General features: G+C 37.3%; 16 protein-coding genes. 9 read left to right on the top strand and 7 right to left on the bottom strand.

Annotation, left to right across the window (positions count from 1 at the left end):
* Nucleotides 1–68 precede the first annotated feature (68 nt).
* Nucleotides 69–1,868, top strand: coding sequence for a M61 family metallopeptidase (locus MMF97_RS01805; RefSeq protein ID WP_243358138.1), 1,800 nt, complete (start codon nucleotides 69–71; stop codon nucleotides 1,866–1,868).
* Between the two features lie 71 nt (nucleotides 1,869–1,939).
* Here MMF97_RS01805 and MMF97_RS01800 read toward each other — a convergent pair whose 3' ends face one another.
* Nucleotides 1,940–2,416 (bottom strand): hypothetical protein, encoded by a 477-nt coding sequence (locus tag MMF97_RS01800; protein WP_243358121.1) that lies wholly within the window; start codon nucleotides 2,414–2,416, stop codon nucleotides 1,940–1,942.
* A 240-nt stretch (nucleotides 2,417–2,656) separates the two neighbouring features.
* Here MMF97_RS01800 and MMF97_RS01795 point away from each other — a divergent pair, with 240 nt between their 5' ends.
* The 3 genes from MMF97_RS01795 (at nucleotide 2,657) to MMF97_RS01785 (ending at nucleotide 7,715) form a co-directional block, all read left to right on the top strand.
* The gene (locus MMF97_RS01795; RefSeq protein ID WP_243358100.1) at nucleotides 2,657–4,426 is read left to right on the top strand and encodes an AMP-dependent synthetase/ligase; all 1,770 of its coding nucleotides are present in this window, start codon (nucleotides 2,657–2,659) and stop codon (nucleotides 4,424–4,426) included.
* On the top strand, nucleotides 4,404–6,125 hold the full coding sequence (gene ggt, locus MMF97_RS01790; RefSeq protein WP_243358090.1) for a gamma-glutamyltransferase: 1,722 nt from the start codon (nucleotides 4,404–4,406) through the stop codon (nucleotides 6,123–6,125). Before MMF97_RS01795 ends, ggt begins: the two co-directional genes overlap by 23 nt.
* A gap of 270 nt (nucleotides 6,126–6,395) precedes the next feature.
* The gene (locus MMF97_RS01785) at nucleotides 6,396–7,715 is read left to right on the top strand and encodes an OmpA family protein (protein WP_243358082.1); all 1,320 of its coding nucleotides are present in this window, start codon (nucleotides 6,396–6,398) and stop codon (nucleotides 7,713–7,715) included.
* A gap of 60 nt (nucleotides 7,716–7,775) precedes the next feature.
* On the opposite strand, the gene MMF97_RS01780 is transcribed toward MMF97_RS01785, so the two are convergent.
* Both MMF97_RS01780 and MMF97_RS01775 read right to left on the bottom strand, forming a co-directional pair.
* Nucleotides 7,776–8,246, bottom strand: coding sequence for a hypothetical protein (locus tag MMF97_RS01780; protein WP_243358080.1), 471 nt, complete (start codon nucleotides 8,244–8,246; stop codon nucleotides 7,776–7,778).
* Between the two features lie 140 nt (nucleotides 8,247–8,386).
* The gene (locus MMF97_RS01775; protein WP_243358078.1) at nucleotides 8,387–9,637 is read right to left on the bottom strand and encodes a DUF2130 domain-containing protein; all 1,251 of its coding nucleotides are present in this window, start codon (nucleotides 9,635–9,637) and stop codon (nucleotides 8,387–8,389) included.
* An 86-nt stretch (nucleotides 9,638–9,723) separates the two neighbouring features.
* Between MMF97_RS01775 and MMF97_RS01770 the strand changes: the two genes are divergently transcribed.
* The 4 genes from MMF97_RS01770 (at nucleotide 9,724) to MMF97_RS01755 (ending at nucleotide 13,632) form a co-directional block, all read left to right on the top strand.
* Nucleotides 9,724–10,929, top strand: a complete 1,206-nt coding sequence (locus tag MMF97_RS01770) for an MFS transporter (RefSeq protein ID WP_243358077.1) — start codon at nucleotides 9,724–9,726, stop codon at nucleotides 10,927–10,929.
* Nucleotides 10,930–10,980: 51 nt separating this feature from the next.
* On the top strand, nucleotides 10,981–11,340 hold the full coding sequence (locus tag MMF97_RS01765) for a response regulator transcription factor (RefSeq protein ID WP_243358068.1): 360 nt from the start codon (nucleotides 10,981–10,983) through the stop codon (nucleotides 11,338–11,340).
* Between the two features lie 92 nt (nucleotides 11,341–11,432).
* Nucleotides 11,433–12,017, top strand: coding sequence for a pentapeptide repeat-containing protein (locus MMF97_RS01760; protein WP_243358066.1), 585 nt, complete (start codon nucleotides 11,433–11,435; stop codon nucleotides 12,015–12,017).
* A gap of 28 nt (nucleotides 12,018–12,045) precedes the next feature.
* Nucleotides 12,046–13,632: a S8 family peptidase gene (locus MMF97_RS01755; protein ID WP_243358064.1), complete on the top strand. Its 1,587-nt coding sequence runs from the start codon at nucleotides 12,046–12,048 to the stop codon at nucleotides 13,630–13,632.
* Between the two features lie 66 nt (nucleotides 13,633–13,698).
* Here MMF97_RS01755 and MMF97_RS01750 read toward each other — a convergent pair whose 3' ends face one another.
* The gene (locus MMF97_RS01750) at nucleotides 13,699–14,007 is read right to left on the bottom strand and encodes a response regulator (protein WP_243358062.1); all 309 of its coding nucleotides are present in this window, start codon (nucleotides 14,005–14,007) and stop codon (nucleotides 13,699–13,701) included.
* 1 nt (nucleotide 14,008) lies between these two features.
* Entirely contained in the window at nucleotides 14,009–14,722 is a 714-nt protein-coding gene (locus MMF97_RS01745) for a pirin family protein (RefSeq protein ID WP_243358060.1), read from the bottom strand.
* A gap of 154 nt (nucleotides 14,723–14,876) precedes the next feature.
* Between MMF97_RS01745 and MMF97_RS01740 the strand changes: the two genes are divergently transcribed.
* The gene (locus tag MMF97_RS01740; protein WP_243358053.1) at nucleotides 14,877–16,022 is read left to right on the top strand and encodes a putative sensor domain DACNV-containing protein; all 1,146 of its coding nucleotides are present in this window, start codon (nucleotides 14,877–14,879) and stop codon (nucleotides 16,020–16,022) included.
* A 12-nt stretch (nucleotides 16,023–16,034) separates the two neighbouring features.
* Here the strand turns inward: MMF97_RS01740 and MMF97_RS01735 are convergent, their stop codons facing one another.
* Both MMF97_RS01735 and MMF97_RS01730 read right to left on the bottom strand, forming a co-directional pair.
* Complete coding sequence (locus MMF97_RS01735) at nucleotides 16,035–16,205, bottom strand: hypothetical protein (RefSeq protein ID WP_243358051.1); 171 nt, start codon at nucleotides 16,203–16,205, stop codon at nucleotides 16,035–16,037.
* A 232-nt stretch (nucleotides 16,206–16,437) separates the two neighbouring features.
* Nucleotides 16,438–22,686: an alpha-2-macroglobulin family protein gene (locus MMF97_RS01730; RefSeq protein WP_243358049.1), complete on the bottom strand. Its 6,249-nt coding sequence runs from the start codon at nucleotides 22,684–22,686 to the stop codon at nucleotides 16,438–16,440.
* Between the last annotated feature and the right edge of the window lie 227 nt (nucleotides 22,687–22,913).

Genomic DNA, 22,913 nt, shown 5'->3' with positions numbered 1-22,913 from the left:
CAGCAGTTAAATAAAGCAGGTAGGCTGATAATTTATTTTAAATTTTAAATTTGTGGTAAACTTAAATTATGATGATAAAAAGAACTGTTTTAGGATTAGTTTTACTACTATCTATTAGCATGACAAGCAAATCGCAGGTAAAAATAGGCTTCGAGGTAAGCTTTAAAGAACCACAGGCACATTATGCAGAAGTCGAAATGAATGTTTCAGGTATTGCTGCAAAAAATTATATAGACCTTAAAATGCCAACATGGACACCAGGCTCATATCTGATTCGTGAGTTTTCTAAAAGTGTTGAAAGCTTTGGCGCAAAAGCAGGCGGAAAGGATCTTAAATTTGAAAAAATCAGTAAAAATACCTGGCGTGTACATAATGTAAAAGCCAATGCGGTTAAGGTAAATTATCGTGTATATGCTTTTGAAATCTCTGTGCGTACACCTTTCATTGATAAGGCACATGCGTTTTTATCGCCAACGGGTATATTTATGTATCCTGATGGGATGATAAAGACGCCCAGCACGGTTAAGATCATTCCTTTTAGTACATGGAGTAAAGTTAGCACCGGTTTAGAACCAGTTAAAGGTGAAAAATTCACTTATACTGCTTCGGATTTTGATATTTTGTTCGATAGTCCGATAGAAGTCGGTAATCAGGATGTGTTTGAATTTGATGCTGCGGGAGTAAAACATGAAGTGGCCATGTACGGCGGCGGCAACTACGATAAAGAACGTTTAAAAGTAGATATGGCCAAAATTGTTGAAGAAGGTACTAAGATTTATGGAGAGAACCCTAATAAACATTATACTTTCATTGTTCACAATTATGAGAGAGGTGGCGGTGGTTTAGAACACTTAAATTCAACTACTTTAGGCGCATCAAGAAATGGTTATGGTACTGAGCGTGGTTATAAGAGCTTTCTTTCGTTGGTAGCTCATGAATACTACCACCTATGGAACGTTAAACGTTTAAGACCAAAAGCTTTAGGTCCGTTTGATTATGAAAACGAGAATTATACTACTAATTTATGGGTAGCCGAAGGCTTTACCTCATACTATGGAAATAAATTAATGATCAGAGCCGGACATGTTGATCTCAATGGATTTATAAATCCTTTATTGGGTAGTGTTGGCACGGTATTGAACATGCCTGGTTCTAAGATTCAATCTGTTGCTTCATCAAGTTTTGATGCATGGATTATTGGCTATCGCCCTAATGAGAACTCTAATAATAACTCTATTTCTTATTATACCAAAGGCGAAGCAGTAGGTATGCTAATGGATCTTGAAATTATCAATGCTACAAAAGGTGCCAAAAGTTTAGACGATGTAATGAAAGCCATGTACGATCTTTATTACAAAAACTTAAAAAGAGGTTATACTGATGCAGAATTTAAAGCGATGGTAGAGAAGGTTAGCGGAATTAGCTTTGCCGGTTTTTGGGATAAATATATTAATGGTACCGATGACATAGATTATGCAAAATATCTTGCTATGGCAGGCTTTAATGTGGTAAATGAGAACGCAAACAGAGATGTACCGTTTTTAGGCGTAACAACAACGAGAAAAGATAATAAAGTAGTTATTGCTACTGTATTACGTAATTCGGGTGCGTGGATAGATGGTATCAATGTAAATGATGAGCTGGTAAGTATAGATGGTGCTCCGGCAGAGTTGGCAGTTGAACGTATGGCTCAGATTACAGGCAAGAAAGTAGGAGATGTTGTTAAGGTGGTAGTGGTTAGAGATGGCTTAAAGAAAGAACTGGATGTTAAACTTACAGCAAATAAAGCCGTAAGATTATCATACAGCGAAGTTCAGAACCCTACTCCTATGCAATTAACAGTACGCAAAAAGTGGACTGGTTTATAGTATAATAAGTTCTTTAAATAAAAAAAGCCTTCACAAACATTTGTGAAGGCTTTTTTTATGATATGTTTTTCTTAGAAAGTGAAACGTACGCCTAAACCTACATCACCAGCCCAAAAACCAGTATCAGGCGTTAATTGTAAAGCAGGAATCCAGTCTAATGACAAATTGATAGGAGCACCGTTAAATTTATAATCCAATCCTAAAACGCCATTTGCAGATAAATAAAAGTCACCGCTATAGCCTTTTACTTTTGCAGAACCAATCGTAGCACCACCTCCGTAAAACCAGTTTAAACCTGGAGCACCATTAATTGGGTTGTAAACTTCATATAATCCGGTTAAGTTAAAATACTCAACACTTTTGTTGCTTCTAAAGTTACCGATCAACTCCAGCATCGCGTTTTTCTTCAAGCTGGTTTTGAAACTCACACCGTTTGCAGAACCAAATCTACCACCTATGGCATTTTTGTAATCTTGGGCATTCGCATCTTTAGATGTTAAGGTTAATAATGTGGCAGCTGTAATAAGAGTAAATAATACTTTTTTCATAATCATAATTAAATTAAAATGTAACTTAAAGTTCAATTAGCAAGTTTTGTGCCGATATTGTGAAAATTTGACAAAAAAATTAAAATACAGAAATATTAGTGCCTTTTTATTGATTAATCTTAAGTAAACAGAAAGAAAAAATTATGCTTGCATAGTAATTCTGCGCTAAAAAATTGCTAAATTAGTATCAGCATAAACGCAATAACTTAAAATTTTGTTTGGCTCTAAATACTAAATCATATGCCAGTTACTATAACCCGTGTTTTTGATCTTATCAAACACAATCTTGAGAATTTTCCTAAAGACGAATTTATCAGCGGTAAAATTAATGGCGGCTGGAATAAATACAGTACACAATCTTTTGCCGAGACTACCGATCTGTTGAGCAAAGGATTGGCTGTAAATGGCATTAAAAAGGGATCGAGGGTAGCGCTTATGTCTGCTAACAGGCCTGAATGGAATATCTGCGATTATGCCATTATGCAGTTGGGGGCCTATCAAATTCCTTTATACCCAACGCTGGCAGAGCATGATATAAAGTTCATTATTGAAAACGCACAGATAGAAATTGTATTTGTTGGTGATGAAACGCTTTACCGTAAAATGCAAAATGTTTGCGCAACAGTAGAACATTCTGTTAAAATATATACTTTAAATGAGGTTGAAGGAGCCGTTAACTGGAATGAACTGATTGCACAGGGAAAAGAGGCTGATCATATTGATCTTGAAATGTATAGAGAGCAGGTTAATGCAGAAGATGTTTTAACCATTATTTATACCTCGGGTACAACGGGCACACCTAAAGGCGTAATGTTAACCCACGATAATCTGGTACAGAACTTTAAGAACTCCGCAATTCTGTTGCCTCCGGATATTAAAAAGACTTTAAGCTTTTTACCGCTTTCTCACATTTTTGAAAGAATGATATCCTATCTATACGCCTATTTGGGTCTTTCTATTTATTATGCAGAAAGTATGGATACCATTGTAGCCGACATTCAATCTGTAAAGCCCAATGGTTTTTCTACAGTACCAAGATTACTTGAAAAGGTCTATGATAAGATCATGGAAAAAGGTAAAGAATTAACCGGTATTAAAAGAGCCATATTTTTTTGGTCTGTAGCATTAGCAGAACGCTATGATGTAACAAATACATGGTGGTATAACGTTAAATTAGCTATAGCTCGTAAATTAGTTTTTAAGAAATGGCAAGAAGCGCTGGGTGGAGAGATTAAGGTAATTATATCGGGTGGTGCAGCATTAAATCCCAGACTGGCTAGGATATTCTGGGCAGCAGGATTACCGGTATTTGAAGGGTATGGTTTAACAGAAACTTCACCTGTGATATGTGTAAATAACTTCGATGCCATTATGTTTGGAACGGTGGGCAGGCCGATTAAAGGAGTTGAAGTTAAAATAGCTGAAGACGGAGAAATTTTAACCCGCGGGCATAATGTAATGAAAGGTTATTACAACCGTGAAGATCTTACCGCAGAGAGTATAGATCAGGAGGGATGGTTTCATACCGGTGATATTGGTGAGCTGATAGACGGTTATCTGAAGATTACCGATAGGAAAAAAGAGATATTTAAAACCGCTGGAGGTAAATATGTAGCTCCTCAAATGCTGGAGAATAAGATTAAGGAAACACCTCTTATAGAGCAGGTAATGGTGTTGGGCGAGAACCGTAAATTTCCTTCGGCTTTAATTGTACCTAATTTTGAAGCCCTGAAAAACTGGTGTGCTGTAAAAGGAATAAGTTATACCACTCATCAGGAAATGCTCAAAAATGAGCAGGTACTGGATAAGTTTAACCGACTTATAGAAGTGGCAAACAAAGACTTTGGCCGATGGGAGCAAGTGAAAAGATTTGCTCTTTTAGATAAAGAATGGAGTATAGATGGCGGAGAGCTTACCCCTAAATTGAGTTTAAAACGTAAAGTAATACTTGAAAAAAATAAAGATATCATAGAGAAAATTTATAAAGATGCAGAAAACTATCATCCGTAAAGCACAAACTACATTTACCAAAGGATTTTTAACATTATTTATTTTATTGAGTGGTTTTTATGGCGTAAAAGCCCAAGGAACCCCTAAGGCCCAAGAGTTTAAAAAAGGAGCTGTGGTAAGTGCTCACCCAGAAGCAACCAGAGTAGGTGTTGAGATCTTAAGAAAAGGAGGAAATGCCGTAGATGCTGCAGTTGCGGTACAATTTGCTTTAGCGGTAGCTTATCCTAATGCAGGAAATATTGGTGGGGGCGGTTTTGCGGTTTATCGCTCAAGTAAAGGAGAGATTAACAGTTTAGACTTTAGAGAAAAAGCTCCTGCAGCAGCGTTTAGAGATATGTATCTTGATGATAAGGGAAACCCGATCACAGATAAGAGTTTATATGGCCATTTGGCATCAGGTGTACCAGGGTCAGTTGCGGGTATGGTAGAGCTACATAAAAAATATGGTAAGCTAAAATGGGCTGATTTGGTAGAGCCGGCAGAAAAATTGGCTAAAGATGGTTTTCAGATTACCGAACAACAAGCCGGAGAGTTTAACAGGCACAAAGAACGTTTCCAACAACATAACCCACTGGGGACTGCCTTAGTTAAAGAAGATACCTGGAAAAAGGGAGATCTTTTAATACAGGCAGAGCTGGCCAATACTTTAAAACTGATCAGAGAAAGAGGATTTAAAGGGTTTTACGAAGGGCCTGTTGCCGATTATATTGCAGAAGAAATGCAACGTGGCGGAGGTATTATTACCAAGGCTGATCTTAAAAATTACAAAGCAGTATGGAGAAAACCAGTTACAGGTTCTTATAGAGGATATAAAGTTATTACCATGCCGCCTACATCAAGTGGTGGCATTGCTTTAATTCAACTCTTGCAATCTGTAGAGCCTTATCCTTTAAAACAATATGGTTTTTTATCAGACTCAACCATTCAGGTAGTTACAGAAGCCGAAAGACGCGTATATGCTGACAGAGCTGAACATTTGGGTGATCCTGATTTCTGGAAGGTACCTCAAAAAGAGCTGCTGGCTAAAGATTACAATGTATCTAGAATGGCTAATTTTTCTTTCAACCAAGCTACGCCAAGTTCTGCTATTAAAGCCGGCGATTTTAATGTGAAGGAGAAAGATGAAACTACACATTTTTCAATTGTAGATGCAGAAGGCAATGCTATTTCAATCACAACAACCATTAACGGTTCATATGGTTCATTGGTAGTGGTAAAAGGTGCAGGCTTTTTATTGAATAACGAAATGGATGATTTTTCGGTAAAACCGGGAAGTCCTAATTTATTTGGCTTGGTGGGTGGTGCGGCAAACGCTATTGCTCCTCATAAGCGTATGCTAAGCTCTATGACTCCTTCTATTGTAGAAAAAGACGGTAAATTATTTATGGTGGTAGGTACACCGGGAGGTTCAACTATTATTACTTCTGTTTTTCAAACCATTGTAAATGTTCTGGATTTTGGTATGGATATGCAGGAAGCAGTGAATGCTAAAAAAACGCATCACCAGTGGTTACCAGACAGAATAGATTATGAGCAGGGTGCTTTAAGCGAAGAACAAATCAAACGACTTGAAGCCAAAGGATACACCTTCTTTAAAAGAGCAGCTATTGGAAGAGTAGATGCTATTTTGGTTAAACCTGACGGTACTTTGCAAACCGGAGCAGATCCAAGAGGAGATGACGTTGCAGGAGGTTGGTAAAATTGTAATTCTTTAAAATATTATCAATGAAAAAGCAGGAAATTATTTCCTGCTTTTCTGTTTAAGGATAATAAAGATTTGCGGATTTTTTCAGAGGATCAATGATTCTAAAGCCTCGTTGTGTATAGAAAAATATACAAATTATCTGTTCTGTAACAATAAAGTTATTATTTGTAAGGTGTTGATTTTTAGTTTATTGTGTGCTTTTTGAAAATGCTTGGTACATCTATTGCCAGCTATTGGAAGTAAAACGATTTTAAATCTAACGTTATGAAATTACATTATCTAAAAACATTATCAGTTGCTCTAACTGGTATATTCATTGGAGGCATTGCCCAGGCGCAGGAAAATCCGAAGCCTCAATTTAAAACATGGTCTATAGGTGTAAATGCCGGTGCATTAACAGGTGTTTCTCCACTAGGCGGTAAAAATGATTTTTCAAACTGGAAATCAAGCTTTGGTTATGGTTTGTATATTAAAAATCAACTTACACCATCATTCTCATTGCGTTTAGACGGAGTAAGAGGAAAAGTAAAAGGAGATAACTCTGAGCCATTTAACAGTGGTGCTGTAATTACCGGTAGTCCGGCTAGTGCTTATTCAACAGATCTTAGGTATTCGGCAACCTTAAGTGGTGCCTTAAACTTAGTTAACTGGAGTATGTTCAAACAACAGAACAATGCACAACTTTATGCAAGTGCAGGTGCGGGTCTAGTTAATTTTGAAACTACCACTACTGCTACAGGATCTGGGGTTCAAACCACAAATGCAGCTGTTAACAAATTCGTAGTTCCTGTAGGTGTTGGCGCTAAATTCCGTTTATCAGAAGGTGTGAACTTTGACTTAGGCTGGACCATTAACTTTGTGGATGCCGATAACTTTGACGGTGTATATGCTAACAACAACAATGATAAGTATAACTATGCTTATGCAGGTTTAGAGTTTGCATTGGGTAAGGGTAAACAATTGGCTTTCTATAGTCCGGTTGCTGCCACTTATCAGGAAGCTTTAGATGCAAAAAACACAGCTAATTCACTTAGATCTGATCTTGATGCACAAAAAGCCGAAAATGCGAAATTACGCTCTGATATAAATGATTTATCTAAAGATAGTGATGGTGATGGGGTACCTGATAAATTTGATAAATGTCCTGGAACTCCTGCTGGTACAGTAGTAGATGGCTCTGGTTGTCCTATTAAACTTCCTGCCCCACAAGTAACTGAAAAAGTTATTGTTACAGAAGCAGATCGTAAAATAGTTAAAGATGCCATCAGCAACTTAGAGTTTGATTTAGGTAAAGCAACAATCAGATCTAAATCTTATGCAACTTTAGACAGAGTAGCTGCCTTATTGGTAGAGAAAAACTTTAGCCTAAAATTAGCAGGTCACACAGATAATACTGGTTCAAGAGAATTGAATATGCGTTTATCTAAAGAAAGAGCAGAATCTGTAAAATCTTACTTAGTTTCAAGAGGCGCAAATGCTTCACGTATCGAAGCTACAGGATATGGTCCTGATCAACCAATTGCAACAAATAAAACTGCAGCAGGTCGTCAGCAAAACAGAAGGGTAGAATTTACACTTTACTAAGCATAATATAATACCTATGAAAAAGCCCCGTGAGTTAACTCACGGGGCTTTTGTTTTTAATTATTTACAAGGTTTTTCTTCGAAAGTGAATTTACCTCTTTCAAAATTAATCGGTTTATCCTTTACAAAATAAGAGCGACCATAAGCCGTTTCTATCTGACCTACGCCCATAACTAACTTACCATCTTTTTTTAAGAATGCTAATGGATTAGCATAAGTGTTTTTGTCGTTTTCGCCTATTTTATAAGTGTAATCTACGTATAAAGTATCGCCTTTAAATTTACCTTGTACCGTACCTACATTGGCAGGTTTGTTCTCATAGTTTATGGTTAAATCGCCCAATACGTTAACTGTATTGGTAATTTTAAGTTTTAAAAAAGCACTGTCTTTTTCGTAACCCGCAGTGTAGCATTGTTTAACGGTATCCAATACGGTTTTTTTGCTGGCGGCTTTGTCTCCATTGCTGCTTTGCTGGCAGCTGAACATAAAAGGTAATGCAGCTGTTAATAAAATTAAAGTTCTTGTTTTCATTGTATTGAGATTTAGTTTTAATCAATAAACTTATTATATGCCTAAATGTTTTAAAATGATGATTCCTATTTTAATATCCTACAATGAGTTTTTGAAAGAGGTTAAGTTTTTTCATATAGCTTTTGCCAATGATTAAGTAATTAACCTAAAAGAAGATCTTCATCATCTTCACCTAAACTAAGTTGAATATTGTCACTTCCAGAGATGCCTTCAATAGAACCTCTGATATGTGCTGCGTTTAAGAGTACCTTCTCTAATTGTTTCTCCCTCGATTTCCATAGTTTCTCCATCGCATCGCGCTCGCGTTGTATAGAAAGTTTCATGCTCATAAAGCCTTCTCTTATGGCTTTCCATTGCTCGTTAAACTCATTGCTGGTTAGGTAATCATAGAGCATATGCATCTTGTCGCCTTTGTTTTCCTGAGATTTTGAAGCATTGAATAACTTAATGATGCCATCTCTTAAAATATGGGCAACGGCTTTAACTTCATCAAAAGAACAGATCCATACACCATCTTTCTCACCAAAACTGCTCATTCCTTTAGGATAGGTCTGGGTAACAATAAGTGCTACGTCAACGTTCATACTACGCATATCTTTTTTTAGTTTCTCTATCCATTCCATAGAGAAATCTTTGGTACGCTTACTTTCGTAAATAATAGAACCACATTCTTGTCCAAACTGGTTTCTGATCTTATGTACACAATCTGCACCACGTACGCCTTTACCTACTTCTTCTATCAGATCAAAAGGGAAAGCTATTCTAAGTAGTTCTTCAAGAATCAATTCCTGTATTTCGCCCTGTAACTGCATTGAACCTTGTTCGGCTTTGCGCTTCATTTCTTCGGCCAGTTTTTTTTGGTCCTCGAGTTGTTTTTCTTTTTCGGCAAGTTTGAGTTTAAATTCTAATTCTATCTGTTGTAAGCGCTGGTTTTCGATATTCCTGATATCAACCGCCATTTTTTCACGCTCTTCTACCAGTTTCTTTTGTATAGAAAGTTCCAGTTCTTCTTCACGACGTTTAATGGCGTTCTCTTTTTGCAGGTATTCTAATTCTTTCTGACGGGCAATTTTAAGCTTTTCTTCATTCTCTTTATTGGCTTCGTCCAGAACTTTGAGTTTATTTTCGAAATCGGCAGTAACCGATTTTCTTATGCTCTCTGCAACAGTGGTTTGCGCTACATTTTTTTCCTGGATCAAACGTTGCTCAAAAGCAAGCTCCAGTTCTTTTCTCTGGTTCTCAAATGCTTCTGTTTTTTTCTTGTATTCTTCTTCCTTTTGCTTGGTAAAAAGCTGCATCTTTTCTCTCAGGTCTTTTTTATACTCTTCGGCCATTACCTCCTCAATAGGGAACGTATGATTACAATTAGGACATTTGATTTCTGTTGACATAATAATTTATCGGGGAAAACTGAATATCAAAAATACAGAATAGATTTCATGATTGAATAGTTAATTTTGGCATTCATTTTCATCATATGCTTGCAAAAATCATAAATGCCTATAAAACATCTTTTTCGGGTTTGAGCAGACAAACCTGGATTTTAAGTGTGGTAATTTTAATTAACCGTTGCGGATTTATGGCCGTACCTTTTATGGGATTGTATGTCACCCAAGCATTGCACAGACCAGAATCAGATGCGGGCATTATTATTTCGCTGTTTGGCTTTGGTGCTATTGCCGGCGCTGCGGCAGGGGGTAAACTTACCGATGTTTTTGGTTTTAGACCCGTGCAAATCATCGCCTCTTTGGTAGGTGGTTCATTTTTTCTGGTATTTGCATTTATGAAGGACTTTAATACCCTTTGCATGCTGGCATTGGTAATCAGCTTTTTTTCAGAAGCTTTCAGGCCTGCAAATTATGCAGCTATTGCTTCTTATGCTGCCAAAGGAACCGAAACCCGATCGTATTCGTTAAACCGTCTGGCCACCAATATAGGTTGGGCATTTGGTGTAAGTATGGGAGGGATTTTAGCATCCATAAATTATAAATTGCTTTTCTTTGTAGATGGTACCATTAGCATATTGGTGGCCATTGCTATATATCTGGTGCTTCCTGCTATAAAAACCGGTTTAAAGCATGCCAAAGAGAAAGTGACTGCTGAAATCAGAAAACCATGGCAAGATATCCTGTTTATTAAATTTCTGATTCTTTCTACTTTATTTACCACCTGTTTCTTCCTAATGTTTAGGGTAGTACCGGTATTTTATAAAGATGTATGGCACTTAGATGAAGCGCTGATTGGCTTTGTATTGGGGCTGAATGGAATTATCATTGCAATTTTAGAAATGGTCATGATCAGTAAGATTGAGCATAAGCGATCTTCTATCTATTTTATAGTAATGGGAGTAATGGTAGTAGGTCTTTCATTTGCAGTACTGATGTTGCCCAAGTTTGCACCTTTAGTTTTGGCCATTCTTAGTATTATTCTTTTTACCTGCGGCGAAATGCTTTCACTTCCCTTCTTTAATAAGTTTGTGGTAAACAGGAGTAATGACAATAACAGAGGTTTGTATGCCGGAGGTTATACCTTAAGTTGGTCTGTTGCCCAGGTGGTAGGCCCTTCAAGCGGCTTTTATATTGCCGAAAAGTTTGGATATAACGTACTTTGGGCAGGTATTACTGTTTTATTATTAGGCTGCGCTTACGCATTTAGCCTGCTCAGAAATAATTCGGAGTTTTAGATGATTAATCTATTATGTATATTTAGACCAATAATAAAAATACATCACTACATGAAAAAGCGCATCCATATTTTAGAAGACGATCACGACATTGCTTACATTATCGAATACCTGTTAAGCGATCAGAATTATGAAGTACAGATATCATCAAGTTTTGCCCAATTAAAAGAACAGCTTAGAGACTCTATTCCCCACTTGTTTATTTTAGATGTAATGCTGCCCGACGGAAATGGAATAGATATCTGCAGAGACCTTAAAAATGACGAGTTTACCAAACATATTCCGGTAATTGTAATGTCGGCAAATATAAAAGGTAAAAAGATGAGTGAAGATGCCAGTCCTGATGCTTATATCAGTAAACCTTTTGATCTGGATGAGATACATGCCACGATCAAAGAACTTATAGATTAATAGGTTTTCGTAAAAGAAATGTAAATACAGTAGTTAAAATTGCAGTCTGACGGTTAAGAAACCACAAAATGTGTAATTTGCAACTGTTAGAAATGTCATCAGAAAAAACCACATATTACAGTGATACTAAATTTGTAAAAACCAATTTACCGGGGTTTTCAGGCAATGCTATGCAGTTTGAAAACTGCATTTTTTCTACTATAGATTTCAGCGAAATAAACCTTAACCATTGTGCATTTGTAGATTGCGAGTTCGAATATTGTAACCTGAGCATGCTTAAGTTCAATGGTTCTATATTGAACAACGTAACCTTTAAAGATAGCAAATTAACTGGTGTAGATTTCAGCCGTACTAACGAGACCTTTTTTAGCGTTAACTTCTACAACTGTTTGTTAGATTATGCGGTGTTTTTTAAAAGAAAAAACAAGAAGGGCATATTTAAAGGGTGTTCATTAATTGGTGCAGATTTTACCGAAGCCGATCTTAGCGAGGCTATTTTTGAAGGTAGTAACTTAGACGTTGCGGTTTTTATGCAGACCAACCTGAGTGGGGCAGACTTTAGACAGGCAGTTAATTTTGTAATAGATCCAGAACAGAATTTAGTAAAAAAGGCCAGGTTTGAACTTTGGGGTTTACCGGGCTTATTGGCCAAATATGGCCTGAAGATTGATAAATAGGAGAGAATAATTAAGAAAACAATTTAAAATGAATAAAAATCAAATTAAAAAACTGGTTGCGCTAGCCCTTTTGGCAACAGCACCGTTTATGTCTTTTGCGCAAAAAGAAAAAGCAAACTGGCAAAATCTTGATCTTAAAACCGATAGCGTGTTTGGTATAAGTACAGAAAAAGCTTATACCGAATTGTTGAAAGGTAAAAAATCTACCCCTGTAATTGTGGGGGTATTAGATGGAGGAGTTGATTATCTGCATGAGGATTTAAAACGTGTAATGTGGGTAAATAAAAAAGAAATTGCTAATAATGGTAAAGACGACGATAAAAACGGCTTTATTGATGATATACATGGATGGAATTTTGTAGGAGGTAAAGAAGGTTCTGTAAATTATGAAACCTTAGAGCTAACCCGTTTGGTGCGTCGTGATGGCAAACGTTTTGCCAATACTACTGCTCAGAATGTTGCAGAAAAAGATCGTGCAGCTTTTGAAGCTTATTTGAAAAACAAAGAGACACTTGAAAGAGATCTTGAAACTGCAAAAAGTGGTTTAGAGGGTGCTACAAGAGTTAAAAACCTGATTGATGATCTAGTTAAAAAAGTAGGTAAAGATAATCCTACGGTTGAAGAATTGCGTGCTTATACGCCAAGCGGACAAACAGAAACCAATATCCGCAACAACGTGATCAGAAATATGGGGAAAGGCGATTTCAAAACCTTTTATGAAGAGCGTATCAAAGGTGCATATGATTATTACTACAACCAGGTTAATTATAACCTAAATCTTAACTACGATCCACGCGGAATAGTAGGTGATAACCCAGATAACAGCAATGAAAAAAACTACGGTAACAACGATGTAAAAGGTCCTGATGCGTCACACGGAACACACGTAGCGGGTATTATAGCTGCTGATCGTACCAATAATCTAGGAATAAAAGGGGTAGCTGATAATGTGTGGATTTTGGCTGTGCGTAATGTGCCAAATGGCGATGAGCGTGATAAAGATGTGGCTAATGCTATCCGTTATGCAGTAGATAATGGCGCAAAAGTTTTGAACATGAGTTTTGGTAAAGCTTATTCATGGGATAAGAAAGTGGTTGACGATGCCGTGAAATATGCCGTAAGTAAAGATGTTTTATTGGTACATGCAGCAGGTAACGATAACAAAGATTTAGATGTAGAAAATAACTTCCCTACCAATAAATATTTAGATGGTAGTGTAGCAAGCTCATGGATTACTGTGGGTGCTTCAACACCTACAGATAACCAGAACCTGAAAGCTGGTTTCTCTAACTATGGAAAAACAACTGTTGATGTTTTTGCACCTGGTTATAATGTTTATTCTACTTACCCAGAGCAACAGTATAAAGACGAGAATGGTACAAGTATGGCTTCTCCCGTAGTAGCGGGTCTTGCGGCTTTAATTCGTTCTTATTATCCTAAATTAACTGCTGTACAGGTTAAAGAAATTATCATGAAATCTGTAGAGAAAGTAAACCATAATGTAACCGTAATCAAAGACGGAAGAGCTGAAAGCGTACCTTTTGCAGACCTTTCTGTGAGTGGCGGTATTGTAAATACTTACAATGCGTTAAAGTTAGCAGCAACTTATAAATAATCTCTTCTTCTTAAGAGGTTGATAAAAGGGTTGTTTCAAAAGTCTTGAGACAACCCTTTTTTATTATCAAGGCTGAGGCAAAGTGCCTAAAGCTTGGTGTATTTCTGCATATAACAAACCGCTTCCGCCTCCATAATGCCTGATTACAGGTATGTTTGGATAATCTGTTTTAAGAAATTGCATGAACTGTTGTTCATCTGCTTCATTTATGCCTGCGCCTATTAGTATAAGGCATAGTGCATGTTGCTCGCAAGTTTGCAGAGCCTCAGTTATATTGGTAGCGGTTTCGGCAATAAATTGCCCGTTTTTTTCAATTAAACGGGCAATTGTTTTTACTATAGGTTCATTGGTGCCAATGATCAGAATTTTTTTCATCTTAGAAATGCATAGGTACTTCCATCAGTAAAAACTTACTGTTGGTTAAAGCTTTTATTTCTACATTAGCTATATCCCAGATACCAAAACCATCTCTGGTTTCAATGGTTTTGCCATCAATTTCAAGGCTCCCTTCTAACAAAAAGATGTAAACACCATTATCTTCTTTATGGATTTTATAGTTTTTTGAAGTACCTGCTTCAAAATTGCTTAAGCTAAACCATGCATCTTGGTAAATCCATACTCCACTATCGTTACTGTCTGGCGATAATATCTGTACAAACTCATTTTTGGTCTGATCATCAATTTTTTGCTGATCGTACCTTGGGCTTACATTCCTTTTGTTGGGAAATAACCAGATCTGAAGAAATTTAACTGGCTTTTCAGGGTTCGGGTTATATTCAGAATGGTAAATCCCAGTTCCGGCACTCATTACCTGTATCTCACCGGTTTTTATGGTTGCCGTATTGCCCATGCTGTCTTTATGTTGTAAATCTCCTTCTAAAGGAATAGAGATAATTTCCATGTTATCATGCGGGTGCTCGCCAAATCCCATGCCTCCGGTAACAAAGTCATCGTTTAAAACTCTTAATGCTCCGAAATTTATTCTTTCAGGGTTATAATAACCAGCAAAGCTAAACGTATGGTAGCTTTTTAACCAGCCATGGTCTGCCGCTCCGCGACTGTTGGCTTTATGAATGATTGATTGTGACATTTTTTCCTCCTGTTTTAATATGACAAAGTTAAGCCGCTAATTGTTTATGGTTATTGATGTAGGTTAAGAAATAAGGACAAACACGGCTTTGTAATGTTTTAAAATAGTTGACTCATGTTCTTAACTTCTTAGCTTAAATCTTTAAATTAGAAACATGATTAACAGGGCAACCTATCAAGCCGCAAAAATTGTAGCGCCTTTAGTAGAAGAGCATTTTGCCACCTTACTGGAAGAGGCTAGTGCTGCCGGAGAGATTGATCTTGCTCCACAACCTCCCGCAAGAGTAATAGAAGCTATTGTAGATGCTGCTTTTTGGGTAAGCTTGCGTAAGGAAGAAGGGCATTCTGCCAAAATATCTTTGGCTTTCTTACCTCCTGAGCAATCTGGCAATGCCTTACTGTTTAAGCATAATTTACCCCTAAGTCCTAATATTTTAACCAAAATAGCACCAGGTGTAGAACGCAGTGGTGTTTATTTGGGGGTTTGGCACGATGGTTATGATCTGTATGTGTGGGGAACTACGCTAACCATGCCCAACTGCTGTTTGGTAGTGGATGTTTCAGATCCGGCGCTCTTAGTAATCAAGCACAGACGTATCCATGGTTTTGGAAAGTTTACCAATGTGGCGGTTTTAAAAGGTGAGCAGATCAAACTGATCAACCAGAAGAAAGCTGAGAAAATAGGAGAATGCCCGGGTATATTAATCTCTTTGTTAGATCTTGCGGGGCCTTCTGATCATAATGATTACCTTAATGTAATGATACAGCTTGCAGTATCTATGCGGGCACATGGCAGAGGAGGAGCTGTTTTGGTTGTTCCACAAAATACACGTGAATGGGAGCATTCGGTTATTCACCCAATAACTTATCATCTTACACCTTCTTATAAGGGTTTGGCTAATCTGGTAAGGAAAGATAGGAGCGTAGCCAGCGAGATTTATTTGCAGGCTGCTTTAAAGAAAGAAATAGAATATATAGGCGGTTTAACTGCTATAGATGGCGCTACGGTTATTACCGATGAATATGAGTTGTTAGCCTTTGGTGTAAAAACCAGCCGGGCACATAGTAATGAGCATATACAGGAAATCCTGTTCTTTGAACCAATAAATGATGTTGCAGCTGTAGTGATCCATCCGGCTAAAATTGGAGGTACAAGGCACTTGTCTGCCGCTCAATTTGTATTTGATCAAAAAGATGCACTAGCGTTGGTTGCATCACAAGATGGGCACTTTACTGTTTTTAGTTGGTCTGAAAAATTAAATATTGTACAGGCACAGCGAATTGATGCCTTATTGTTGTAAGATATAAGCTGATTAAATTGAGCTGATAACTGCTGAGCAAATCGTTAGAATAAGCATGATCAACATTACCAAACGGTCTGTTTTTACCCTTTCCTCGTAGGTGCTTTTAGTAACTTCTTTTTTCTCGCTTTTCTCAAAAGCCTGGCTAATAGAAAAACCTGTTTGACGTGCTTCTGCTAACATACGCTTAAAAACTAGGTAGATGTTTTACAGAAAGGAATAAACAAAACCCAAGCCAAAAAGAAAGCTTTAAAACCTATAAGTGTTAATAAGTTGAAAAATACCGCTTTTAAAAGTATAATATTCTTTAATGTGATGCGAAACTTGTTCTTTAACAGTGTTTTACAAATGAAAAGGCTTCTGGGTTAAATCATGTGACCCAAAAAACGGGCAGAAAACTTCTGCCCGTTGATGATTATTTAACATTTACCCTTATACCTTCTGAATAAGTTGTAAACTCGGGAGCATACATACTTTGTAGAGAGGTAATGCCATTGCTGAAATTACCCGAATGGGTTACTCTTAGCGGGTATTCAAATACATAGGTGCCTTTTGGCATATAGCTGATAAAGAAATTTGTGCTGGCATCTTTGGTACTTTCATAATAGCTTAGGCCATCTTGGTATTTATACCTTGATATTACATTTACAGGCTCAAAACCAGAAGAGCGCATATCTTTTAAATGTAAGTATTCCATAGCCCTGTCGGCATAGATTTCTATACGTACTTTAACCAGATCGCCCGGAATAAGTACCTGTCCTTTATTTAGCGGAACCAGGACATTACCATTATTAACTGTTTTTTGCAAGAAGAGCTGTTTTACAATTTTTATACCCGTGTTTGATGCTGTGATCTTATCTAAATTTTCAAAATACTGCCAATACAAGCCTCCCCAGGCTATGCCTGCATTGTTGTTTTTGATTTCAACCCTGCCCATTTCTGGTTTGGCATCTGCAGCATTGATGGTAATCTTTTCATAACCTGTTCCAGCTTCTTGTACTGCTCCGGGTTTTCGGTAATGGGCAATAGCTGTATTGCCTATTTTTATTTCGGGTTCGTTATGGTCTGCTAATAAATTATAACCTCGCATCAGCAATGCGTAACAGGCTGCGGTGGTTGCCTTGGTGGTTTTCCAATCGTTGGTCTGTTTGTTTTTCAATAACCAGATTTTCATTTCTTCTACAGCTTTTTTATCATTGGCTATTTCATCAAATGCTTCAATCAGCAGGGCTTGGGTTTCTATAGGGTTCTGGTACCACCACCAGCCATTTTTATTGGCGGCCCAGTACATTCCCATTTCGTTGCTTTGCTGTGCAGTTTGTTTGAGCAGGTTAATGATCTTTAAAGCCTCAGCTTTCTGGTTATTGCGGTACAATACCAAAGCGGCCTGTGCTTGCTGGTAGGTATCCATGGTTTTCCATTCTAAACCAATTTTGCTCAAATAATAATTAAAGGCTTTAACAAAATCTGCATTGGTATTTTTCTGTTCAAAATAGCTGCGTGCAAACAGGTAATGTAATGGTAAGCGGCTAAAACCGTTATTTTTGATTTCATCGTTATAATCCCGTATCAATTGATCATCTAAGTAGATCATGGCCTTGTTGGTTAGGGTTTTAAACGTTGGAAAAGCTTTCTGATCGATAAGGTTTGCTTTTTGCAATTGACCTATGCCCATTACAATATGCTGTGTAATATAACGGTCTTCACGCATGCCTGTAAACCATGGAAAAGCCCCATTAGACAATTGCATGCCCTGTAACTTATCAAAATTGTTTTTCAACTCGTAGCGCATACGGTTCAGGTCAAATAAAACAGCGATACGTTTTTTGCGTTCAGTTTCGTTACCTGCGTTTCTTACCCAAGGTGTTTCTTCTAGTAAGATGGTTTTCAGTTCTGCATTTTTTTCAAGGTTAGATAACAGCGCTTCGCCGTTTGGTGTGTTTTTCCATTGGTTAAATACAGATTTGATCTGTGGCGAGCTGTTTACAATACCTGTAGCAAAACTATTGGCATAAAAGCGACTAAAAGTCTGCTCGGCACACTCGTATGGATATTCCATGAGGTAAGGCAAGGCCTGTACCGCATACCATACAGGGTTTGAGGTGTATTCAAAAGTGATGGATTGCGTACGTAAGGTAGAAGAATTACCCGATTTTAACAGTTTATCCAAGGTAAAGGTCTGACTGGTATTTCCTCTTACGTTTAGCGGAAGACTTTCAGTTACCAAAATAGCATTAGACAGTACAGGTATGGTCATTTCTTCGCCATCGCTGTATTTGCCAGATTGTGCAATCAGTTTGTAGGTAATCGCCTGTAATCCGTAAGGAATATGTAAGGTCCATTTTAAAGCTAAGTCTTTCTGATCTGAAATCTTAAAAGAACGATCTAATGGAGAATTAGGCTCATTGACATGAATAACCTTGCCGCTTAATGCATCTCTTAGTTCTAAAGCAACGGTACCACTTAGCTCTTTACCTGCAAGATTATTAAGTTTTGCACTGAATACTATGGTATCGCCCTCACGTAAGAAACGAGGTGCATTGGCCATAACAGCCAATTGTTTTTGCGTAATAAGCTGCTTGCTGATAGAGGCGGTTTTAAGGTCTTTAGTATGTGCAAAACCTATCATTTTATAACGGGTTAAAGATTGCGGTATGGTAAACTCTATGTTGATCTCACCTTGTTCATTTGTTTTTAACTGAGGGTAGAAAAAAGCCGTTTCATTAAAGTTAGTACGTGGGATAACCTCATTAATCATAGACCTATCTGCGTTTGGAGCTGGGGTTTCCATTGCATTAAAGTTATAAATTGTGTTATCCTGAGCAATCTCTTTGGCTTGAACCTGAACACCGGCTACTCGTCCCTGTAAGGCTGAAGTTGAACCTCGTAACCTTATTTGAGTACTGCCTTCCCCAGCAGAGGTTACAACCACTTCATTTAATACACTTTCATCGGGTTCTAAGTTAATGTCTATGCGTTTTTGCTTACCTACAACAATGGTTTGTGTTTTATAACCTATAGATATAAAGGTAAGCTTATCGCCAACTTTAGCATCAATGGCATAGATACCATCAGCAGAAGTGTTTACTTGTATTGGTTTTTCATTAAGTCTAATAGTTACTCCAAATACGACATTTGTTCTATCTTTAATTAAACCATAAACTAGTTTGCTTTTAGCCAGTTCCTGTAATTTCAGGTTTCTTCTCTTTTCCTGGTCTAAGTTCTGTAAGTAGGTATGGTAAGCACCGTTGTATCCTCCATAATAATTAAAGCCATATAGATTAAGTTCTGGATACTGACGGCTTATAGTGTTGTAACGAAAACCATTGTTATACATTAACCATAAGCTATAGTTAATATAGGTCTGGTAATTGTTCCAGGTATATCTATAGTAGTTAAAAACAGGCTTGGTATAGATTTTATCCCAAGACATGCTTTTAAAATTGTCTAAGCTGCTGTCATAAAGTGTGGCTACCATTTCTGCCATTTCCTTTTCACCTGCTTTATTACTGATTTGTAGCTTCCAGGTTTCTTTTTCGCCGGGTTGCAACTTGTCTCTAAAGGTTAAGAACTTAATATCGAGTTGCTTTTTCAGATCGGTAATGGAAACTTGTTGCAAGCTGTTGTATCTTATGCCATTATTAATCATAATAAACTGTACCGCAAACCCATCTGTATATTCGGGTTTCGCTGCTATTTCAATAACTTTTTGCAAAGCGTTTACTGACACCCATTCGGTACGTTCAATCCTGTTTTTATAATAGACTTCATAATATAATTTGCTATCTGCACTTAGGCCTGCAACCCTGAACAGGGCTTTTTCATTTGGGGCTATAGCTGTTTTTTCGGCTATAAGCCATTCTCTTGGCACTAAGATCTCCGAAGGTTTTTGGTTAAAGATCCGGATGTATTGATTCACCGTAACAGTATCATTTAACGCATTTATTGCACGACTTACTACCTTGTAAAATCCGGGCAAAAGATTGCTCTCATTAACTTTAATATTAAACTGGCCATTATCGCTGCTTAGTTCCTGGAACCATACATTTTTACCTGTAGCCCATTTTTCTGGATTGTTCTCATAACCGTATTCATCATAAGGAAAAGTGCGAATAAATTCTTCGCGACTTAAGCTATACTTTTCGGCACTGAACAAGCTGTTATTGGTTAAGCGTCCAGGAGGAGTTAAAGCAAACCATTCGGTTTTAAGCTTAGCTTTTATAGGTTGTGTATTTAAGTTTGTAGTTGTATAAGTAATGGTATCGGTTTGTTTGCTTAAAATAAGTTGCTGACCTAAGCTGCTATTCAGTAAAAGATCTTTTTTGCCGAGGGTTACTGATTGGGTGTTTTCGCGGGTTTCGCCATTTCCATCGTTAATCACTGCTTTAATGTCAAATACATAATTTTCATTCGGATCATCTGCAGCAGCCATGAAACTGATTTCGAATTTACCACCTTCTTTTGTTTGGGTATTTCCAGATGCAACCTGTTTTGTGCGTGGACCTATATACCTGAAATTGCCGAGACTAGGAGAAGTATGCTGCATAACGGTATAAGATACTTTGGCATCAGTAACCGGGTAGCCAGCAAAAGAAATAGCTTTCCCATAAACTTTAACACTATCATTCAGTTTGTACTTTTGGGTTAAGGGATCAAAAATTACCTCAAAGGCAGGGCGTTTATACTCTTCAACCTGTACATTAATGCTGCCATAAGTTGTAGAAATGGTCATTTGTCCGTTTAGTTTACTCAAAGGAATATTGAATGAACCCTGAAATGAGCCAAAATCGTTGGTAGTGAGTGTAGTTTTTTCAATTTCTTTGGCGTTAACATCTCTAAAAACAACTTCTACTTGCTGCTTTGTTAACAGCTCGTTCTTCTCATTATTACCCTTTAATAAAATGCCTTTGTAATATACGACTTGGCCCGGACGGTAAATAGGTCTATCAGTAAATAAGATAACTTCTTCATCTTCATCTGGTTCTACATAATTATAGTATGAATTGATGAGCAGTGAATCTCCATTGTGTGTAATTAAAGTATTTATATCCTCTGACGATGGTATAATGCCAATTCCTTTATGATTGGTGCGATATATATTTTGGGCAGAAGTAACTTTAGGATCATCTTGCAGTTCTTCTATTTTTACGTTGGTAAGCGGTTCACCGTTTTTAGCATGTAAAACTTGGTATTCCATATGGTCGTTGTATTTTGAACGTACGTTTGCTACCATATTGGTTACCCAGGTAGTGTTATACCGGCCTGTTGTTGCCTCATCAAGCTTATTTTTATCTAAAGAAGTAAGCAGATAATTACCGAAAGGCAAACCTTCTATTTTGGTAATGTAGGTATGAGTTTGATAGTCGTTATACTGAGGTAAGATGATGCGTACCGATCTAAGTGGTTTTTTATTTTTGATCCATTCTTTATACCCTGCATTTATCTGCCGTCTGTATTTAGTATTTAGAAGGGGTATGCGATAAATATCAAGATATAGTGTATCTGTATTCTTGTAGGATACCTGAAGCTGTGCAGGTTGATTGGCCATTATATAGGCCCTTATTTGCAGATTCAGTTCTTTTTCTTTGATCTGCTCAATAAGTGATTTTGCATTATGTGCACCGGTACTGGAAGGAAATGCCCTGATGGCTTTTTCTGCAAGTTCAACAGCTTTGATCAGGTTTTTATTGCTATCTGCTGGTAATAATCTGTTGCGGTGTAATGTAGCCTGCTCATATAGAAAATCAGCATAAATCTCTGTGCTTTTAAAACGGTTCGCCATTTCAGCTAAGGCGTTATCGTAAACCTGTGTTTTGTTGTTATCCAGGCTATTTTGATGAATGAACTTCAACCTTTTAAGCTCTACATCTGCCATTGCAGCCTGGTTTTTATCTTTCTCGTGTAACCTGATCAGTTCCTGAAAAATTTTAAGTGCCTGTATATTAAAGTTGCTGCTATCGGCAGTATCAAAATTATAGTTTCTGAAATCGGCGGTTTTACTCATAGCAGAAAAAGAGAACCTGTTCAGATCTAAAGGTGTAATGCCATTATAGGTATTGGAAAAAATATCGAGGGCTCTATGTGCTAAAACATCATATAAAGTAGGACGCAGATTTATATTGGTACTATCATTTTTTAGCAAAGGTTTTACCTGTTCAATACCCGTTTTTTGTAAGATCTCTTTCTGAGCCAAAGAGGCAAGCAGGGTTGCCGCCACTTCATTGTTTATTTTCTGTGGAGACCAGGTTTTAATGTCGTCACCAATGTTGCCCTCTACCAGTGTTCTTTGCGATATCTGGTAACGGTTTTGGAGGTAATAGTTCCAGTACATCTGACCTAAAACCGATTGCAAGATGCTTTTTTCGGGTTGCTTTGCCTTTGCAATAGCTTCTTTCAGGTCTTTGAGAATTTCTGTAAAAGCATCTTCGGTAAGGTAGCTCTGAAATAGCATACGGTAAATTACAGCTTTAACCAGCAGATTGGTGTTCTGATTTTTCTGTGCCTGTAAATAGAGCGTATTGATCAAAGCCAGTGCTTCTTTAGGTTGTGCATTAAGTGCTAACGAATCTACTTTGGCAAATTCATCTGCTTTTTGTGCGCTTACGTTAAGCGTTAAAATAAAAAGTAAGGTTATGCTTAAAATGAGACGTACCAATGCTTTCATATTTTTTGGGTTTTAGAGAAGATGTTAATCCGGGCAGGTTTCCATACCTGCTTTTATCCTTATGCTCAAATATATGTTTTATGTGTTTAACATAGAGGTGTTTGGAATAAAAGTTTTTGAGGGGTAGAGTAATTGTAAGGAACGAGGGGTGAAAGTGAATTAACTTTAATAGATACATTATTTTGACCACGATTAGCTACAAAGTAAATCGAGCCTAATCGAGTTCA

It is taken from the genome of Pedobacter montanisoli, assembly GCF_022809115.1.
Classification (GTDB): Bacteria; Bacteroidota; Bacteroidia; order Sphingobacteriales; family Sphingobacteriaceae; genus Pedobacter; species Pedobacter montanisoli.
This window is presented reverse-complemented; position numbering and strand designations above follow the sequence as displayed.

Bases quoted from the DNA above. Each gene is read 5' to 3' on its own strand.
- MMF97_RS01760 (WP_243358066.1), top strand. From the start codon at position 11,433: ATGTCATCAGAAAAAACCACATATTACAGTGATACTAAATTTGTAAAA.
- MMF97_RS01795 (WP_243358100.1), top strand. From the start codon at position 2,657: ATGCCAGTTACTATAACCCGTGTTTTTGATCTTATCAAACACAATCTT.
- MMF97_RS01805 (WP_243358138.1), top strand. From the start codon at position 69: ATGATGATAAAAAGAACTGTTTTAGGATTAGTTTTACTACTATCTATT.
- MMF97_RS01750 (WP_243358062.1), bottom strand. From the start codon at position 14,007: ATGAAAAAAATTCTGATCATTGGCACCAATGAACCTATAGTAAAAACA.
- ggt (WP_243358090.1), top strand. From the start codon at position 4,404: ATGCAGAAAACTATCATCCGTAAAGCACAAACTACATTTACCAAAGGA.
- MMF97_RS01775 (WP_243358078.1), bottom strand. From the start codon at position 9,637: ATGTCAACAGAAATCAAATGTCCTAATTGTAATCATACGTTCCCTATT.
- MMF97_RS01800 (WP_243358121.1), bottom strand. From the start codon at position 2,416: ATGAAAAAAGTATTATTTACTCTTATTACAGCTGCCACATTATTAACC.
- MMF97_RS01730 (WP_243358049.1), bottom strand. From the start codon at position 22,686: ATGAAAGCATTGGTACGTCTCATTTTAAGCATAACCTTACTTTTTATT.
- MMF97_RS01735 (WP_243358051.1), bottom strand. From the start codon at position 16,205: ATGTTAGCAGAAGCACGTCAAACAGGTTTTTCTATTAGCCAGGCTTTT.
- MMF97_RS01740 (WP_243358053.1), top strand. From the start codon at position 14,877: ATGATTAACAGGGCAACCTATCAAGCCGCAAAAATTGTAGCGCCTTTA.
- MMF97_RS01745 (WP_243358060.1), bottom strand. From the start codon at position 14,722: ATGTCACAATCAATCATTCATAAAGCCAACAGTCGCGGAGCGGCAGAC.
- MMF97_RS01770 (WP_243358077.1), top strand. From the start codon at position 9,724: ATGCTTGCAAAAATCATAAATGCCTATAAAACATCTTTTTCGGGTTTG.
- MMF97_RS01755 (WP_243358064.1), top strand. From the start codon at position 12,046: ATGAATAAAAATCAAATTAAAAAACTGGTTGCGCTAGCCCTTTTGGCA.
- MMF97_RS01785 (WP_243358082.1), top strand. From the start codon at position 6,396: ATGAAATTACATTATCTAAAAACATTATCAGTTGCTCTAACTGGTATA.
- MMF97_RS01780 (WP_243358080.1), bottom strand. From the start codon at position 8,246: ATGAAAACAAGAACTTTAATTTTATTAACAGCTGCATTACCTTTTATG.
- MMF97_RS01765 (WP_243358068.1), top strand. From the start codon at position 10,981: ATGAAAAAGCGCATCCATATTTTAGAAGACGATCACGACATTGCTTAC.